The organism is Dolichospermum sp. FACHB-1250 (genome assembly GCF_014696335.1).
In the GTDB taxonomy this organism is placed as follows: domain Bacteria; phylum Cyanobacteriota; class Cyanobacteriia; order Cyanobacteriales; family Nostocaceae; genus Dolichospermum; species Dolichospermum planctonicum.
Genome location: NZ_JACJPZ010000102.1, coordinates 1 through 4,973 on the forward strand (window position 1 = coordinate 1; position 4,973 = coordinate 4,973).

Here is a 4,973-nt window from a genome sequence, read left to right on the forward strand (position 1 = left end):
CTGTCAACTGTCAACTGTCAACTGTCAACTGTCAACTGTCAACTGTCAACTGTCAACTGTCAACTGTCCCCTGTCAACTGTCAACTGTCAACTGTCAACTGACCACTAACGATAGAATCAAACTAGATTATTCATTATAAAGCCATCAAGAACCATGCCCTCTGATATTGCTGTCGAGAAGAAGAAGTTAAAAAATCCACCTTTGCAAATGCACTACTTAGGAGATCGGGTTTTGCGTCAACCAGCAAAGCGTGTCACTAAAATAGATGATGAACTCCGCCAACTAGTGCGCGAAATGCTGCAAACTATGTATAGCTCAGATGGTATTGGTTTGGCTGCACCTCAAGTTGGTATTAATAAACAGCTAATTGTTATTGATTGTAAACCCGATGACCCCACCCACGCGCCATTAGTATTAATTAACCCTACCATTAAACAGGTGAGTAGTAAGCTCTGTGTGGCTCAGGAAGGGTGTTTGAGTATTCCCAACGTCTTTTTAGATGTAAAACGTCCAGAAGAGGTGACAATAGCCTATAAAGACGAGTATGGCCGTCCGCAAACATTAAAAGCTGATGATTTACTTGGTCGTTGTATTTTACATGAATTAGATCACCTCAATGGCGTGGTATTTGTAGATCGTGTAGAAAATTCCTTGACTTTAGCCCAGGAGTTATCTAAAAATGGCTTTTCATATCAAGCAGTCAAACCAGTAGCATAGGGTGGTCTAGTAGTGTATTTAACTCCAAAAAGCGGTTTATTTTTAGGTGGTGCTTGTGTAACAGCCATTGCGGCTGTGGGTTCGGTTTTTGAACTGAGTTATGGAGAACCAGATTTTGGCTTCCAAACCACTGCCATTATCTTAGCTTTGAGCATTCCTCTTACCGCATTCTTTTTTATTGCCGCAGTTAGGGATGCACGGGCTAATATGAAATAAGCATCAGGTATATGAAAAAGGTAAGAGGATGAATGAGGAATGCACACTTCACCCTTTTACCTTTTATTTTTACTATGTAGTATTTTTACTAAGTAAAACGAACCCCTGCAAGGGAGAAATGGAAATTATTGGGGACTGGTGGAGGTTCAGACAGTGGTGGAAAATGAGAGTATAGAACAAATTCATGCCCAGGATTTTTCCTGGCAGTTTTGGCCTGTTGTGCCAATTTATCCTTATGGTCAACGTCGCACTATTCGTAAAGAAGTTATTAAAGATACTATTTGGACCTTCGACCAATTACAGGGAATTTTTTATGTAGTTGTGCCAATTCGCATGACTGTAATTAAGCTAGAAAAGGGCGGTTTACTAGTTTATGCACCTGTTGCACCCACAGGAGAATGTACCCGATTACTAAATGAATTAGTCACAAAACATGGTGATATTAAGTATATTATATTGCCGACGATATCGGGAATAGAACATAAGGTATTTGTAGGTCCGTTTGCGCGACGCTTTCCCAATGCACAGATATTTGTTGCTCCGGGACAATGGAGTTTTCCCTTAAATTTGCCTTTGAGTTGGTTGGGTTTACCTGATAAACGGACTCGGATATTACCTGAAAATAGCCAGGAAGCCCCTTTTGCTGAGGATTTTGATTATGCAATCCTCGGACCTATTGATCTCGGTTTGGGTAAGTTTGCAGAAGTGGCTTTTTTCCATAAGCGATCGCACACGCTCTTAGTTACAGATACTATAGTTTCAGTACCAGCAGAACCACCAGCAATTGTCCAACTTGACCCCTATCCCTTATTATACCACGCCAAAGATCAAGCTTTTGACATGGTTTTAGATACCCCAGCCAATCGCCTCAAAGGGTGGCAGCGAGTAACATTATTTGCCTTTTACTTCAGTCCTAGTACCTTGAAAGTACCTACCTGGAGTCAAATATGGCGGGATGCCCAAAAAGCCCCAGAAAGGTCTAAAAAGGCATATTTTGGGTTGTTTCCCTTTCAATGGCGGGAAAATTGGCAAGATTCTTTTGATATTTTGCGAGGGAATGGACGCATATTTGTTGCGCCAATTTTACAACGTTTGATTTTAAATCGCGCACCCCAGGAAACTATCAATTGGGCTGATAAAGTTGCTAGTTGGGATTTTCAATGGCTAATTCCCTGTCATTTTGATGCTCCAATTAAGGCAGAACCGCAACAATTTCGTCAAGCATTTGGGTTTTTAGAAACACAACCCCTTGGAGGTTTTGTTAGTAGCAATAGTTATCTTTTACCGGAGGATGATTTTAAATTGTTGAGAGATATTGATGCGGGTTTGAATAAGCTTGGTATTGTACCACCTGCGCGGGAGAGGGTATAAAATGATTGTCTTTGTCCACTATTACATAGGTTTGGCTCTACTTTAAGAAATCCAGCACTGGTAAAAATATCGTGTATTTAGTTGATGTAAAGATTAGTACAAAACTCTCGAAAGTCCGTTTTTAAAAGTTCAAGATATGGATTCATATAGTTTTAGTTTCAAATTTCGTAATTTTTTTAACAATAGCTTCACTAATGCGACACAAATCTTGTTTTAGGGGATGTACATGATATAAATATAACTTACTGTCTTGACATTGTAAATATAGCAGTCTATCATTATGGATGTCTATTTTGTATTGAATGGTATTACCTTCGTCTGGAACGAGGAAAAAAGTCGAAATAACCCCAGTAAACATAATGGCATAACCTTTAAACAAGCAGCAGAGGCATTTTTTGATCCATTCATCAAAATAGTAGATGCTAGTCGCAATGATGAAGCCAGAGATGCCATCATTGGTTTAGATACCCGTTGGAATCTTTTATTTGTAGTCCATATCGAATTTGAAGATGATGTAATCAGAATTATTTCAGCCCGTAAAGCCACACGAAAGGAGCGAGAATATTATGAAGATTGAAACATTAAAACAACGCTTAGACAAAAATCGCCCCATGATTACGGTTACGCTAAGAATACCAGAAGATGTAGTAGAAGAATTGAAACAACTTGCACCCATACTTGGTTTTTCTGGTTATCAACCTTTGATTCGAGCATATATTGGACAGGGAATGAGAGCAGATTTAGAAAAGTTAGAAAATAATACAGTTAATGCTTTAATTGCTAGTTTAAAACGACATGGTGTGAGTGATGATATTATTCATGAAGCATTAAATGAAGTTGTTAATAAATAGAAAAACGTTTAAAATTTTCAGATTCTTCAATCGAGAAGGGAATTAAGCCAGTTACGCACTTCTCCTTAAGCTGGTAATCTGAATTTTTTAATTAGAATTTTTTAACTATTTTCTCCCTCAATGATCGCTTTTTCTTCTGGGGTTAATTTATATAGTTTATAAACGATTTCATCAATTAACCAATCACATTGTTTTAGTTGTTTTTTGATGGGTAGGAGTGTGTTTAAACTGGCTTGGTATTCTTTGGCTAATGTTTCTTGTTCTTTTCTACCGCTGATATCAATTTTTAGTTTTTTCTTGTTTTTCTTGAGAATATCAATTAATTCGTCAAGGGTTAAATGGTTGTCTGCTTGTTTTTGTTTATAATAATCACCTAAATAATTTTGAATTTTAGATTTATTGGTAAGATTATCAATATCAGTACCGATTAATCTTCCTAACCATGTTAAAAAGCCTTTGATTTCTGTTTGTTTTTGTTTATTTAATTCTATCATTTGTTCGGCTAAATATGCCAGTAAGTCATGAATTACGTCTGCTTCTTCTGGTTGTTGGTTGAGGTGGTGATCAATTTGGGTAAGTAGGATATTTGGGTTATGATTGATTTGATATTGTTGGTAAAGGTTAATTGTGTTTTCTAGATAAGTTTGACGTTTTTCTGCGGGAGTTGTGAAGGATATTTTTGGAATAGGAAGATATTGAAGATATTCTCTAAATCTAATGTATCCACCACGAATAGTTAAAGCACCAAATAGAAGTTTATAAAGAAAATCACTCAAGGGAGAATTAAGAATAGCAGCTAAAAAACTAATATTTACTTCCTTGCTATATTTGGGGATAATGATATACACTGTATTTAGAGCATAGTATGAATTATCCTGAGAAATATCAAGTCCTACAGTTAAATTTTTTCCTATATCCTTAACCACAATTTTTTTCTGTTCAAAAAGTTCTTCTGATTTTGGATTATATAATTTTTCTTGATCATAAATTAAATATCTACCTTCCCAATTAATCCAGTATCTTTCCACTTCCTCAGCATCAATAATTGGTTTAGTGCGTGTTTTTATTGATTCTTTTAGGTTTGAATATTGGCTAGAAGTAATTATGAGTTCGTCTCTAAGTTTTTTACTTCCTATGCGAATACATTGTTCTATGTCACATTTATCTCCAATAAAAGTTGAAGTTTGATAAGTTTTTTCATATATTTTCCATTGAATGTCATCAAGAAATAAGGAAAAAACATTTACTGGAGTTCTGAAAAACCTATCTTGAGGAATTAATTTACGAGTACAAGCACCATTTAATTCTCCTTGTTTGATATCCAAAATATATAATGGTTGATCTAAAATGAAGACACTTGTATCTATTAAGTGATCATTTGTTGGACACTTATTTTTAAATATAGATATAACTGTATATGTTGCTGCTTCTATAAAAATACTCTCAGCTTTTGCTAAATCTACAAGATTTAAGATAGTTGTTTTTTGTAGTAGCTTTTTTCTCAGAAAATTACCATAACCATACACAAAGTATTTATTGGGAGTAATTACACCACATACTCCTTCAGTTTTTAATATATCAAGAGATTTATCAAAAAACAGTATGTAAATATCAACCCTTCCTTGAGCAGAATCATAAGTTTTTAAAAGATAATCTCGTTCTTTACCCTCAATGTTTAAAACATTGATATAAGGTGGATTTCCAATCACAGCATCAAAACCGGGATTTTCTTTCCAACTAGCACTTTCTAAATCAATAAAAACCTCTGGAAATTCCAAATCCCAATGAAAAAACCGCTTTTGGTCAAACAACCTTCT

General features: G+C 35.5%; 6 protein-coding genes. 5 read left to right on the forward strand and 1 reads right to left on the reverse strand.

Annotated elements, in window-relative coordinates; genetic code table 11:
- Positions 1–154: 154 nt before the first annotated feature.
- From def to H6F39_RS20040, 5 genes are all read left to right on the forward strand, one after another.
- Positions 155–718 carry a peptide deformylase gene (gene def, locus H6F39_RS20020; protein WP_028083309.1) on the forward strand — a complete coding sequence of 188 codons (564 nt, stop codon included), beginning with the start codon at positions 155–157 and terminating at the stop codon, positions 716–718.
- A gap of 12 nt (positions 719–730) precedes the next feature.
- A complete protein-coding gene (locus H6F39_RS20025; protein WP_137906935.1) occupies positions 731–934 on the forward strand; it encodes a hypothetical protein in 204 nt (67 codons plus the stop codon).
- A gap of 138 nt (positions 935–1,072) precedes the next feature.
- Positions 1,073–2,305, forward strand: coding sequence for a DUF4336 domain-containing protein (locus tag H6F39_RS20030; RefSeq protein ID WP_370539415.1), 1,233 nt, complete (start codon positions 1,073–1,075; stop codon positions 2,303–2,305).
- 280 nt (positions 2,306–2,585) lie between these two features.
- Positions 2,586–2,882, forward strand: a complete 297-nt coding sequence (locus tag H6F39_RS20035) for a BrnT family toxin (protein ID WP_190397295.1) — start codon at positions 2,586–2,588, stop codon at positions 2,880–2,882.
- Positions 2,872–3,156: a hypothetical protein gene (locus H6F39_RS20040; RefSeq protein ID WP_015083498.1), complete on the forward strand. Its 285-nt coding sequence runs from the start codon at positions 2,872–2,874 to the stop codon at positions 3,154–3,156. Before H6F39_RS20035 ends, H6F39_RS20040 begins: the two co-directional genes overlap by 11 nt.
- A gap of 101 nt (positions 3,157–3,257) precedes the next feature.
- On the opposite strand, the gene H6F39_RS20045 is transcribed toward H6F39_RS20040, so the two are convergent.
- Positions 3,258–4,973, reverse strand: a 1,716-nt coding sequence (locus tag H6F39_RS20045; RefSeq protein ID WP_206753558.1) for a TaqI-like C-terminal specificity domain-containing protein, incomplete at its 5' end; no start/stop codon positions are given.

What these genes read in the sequence shown, in the direction of transcription:
- def (WP_028083309.1), top strand. Translation starts at nt 155, where the DNA reads ATGCCCTCTGATATTGCTGTCGAGAAGAAGAAGTTAAAAAATCCACCT.
- H6F39_RS20035 (WP_190397295.1), top strand. Translation starts at nt 2,586, where the DNA reads ATGGATGTCTATTTTGTATTGAATGGTATTACCTTCGTCTGGAACGAG.
- H6F39_RS20040 (WP_015083498.1), top strand. Translation starts at nt 2,872, where the DNA reads ATGAAGATTGAAACATTAAAACAACGCTTAGACAAAAATCGCCCCATG.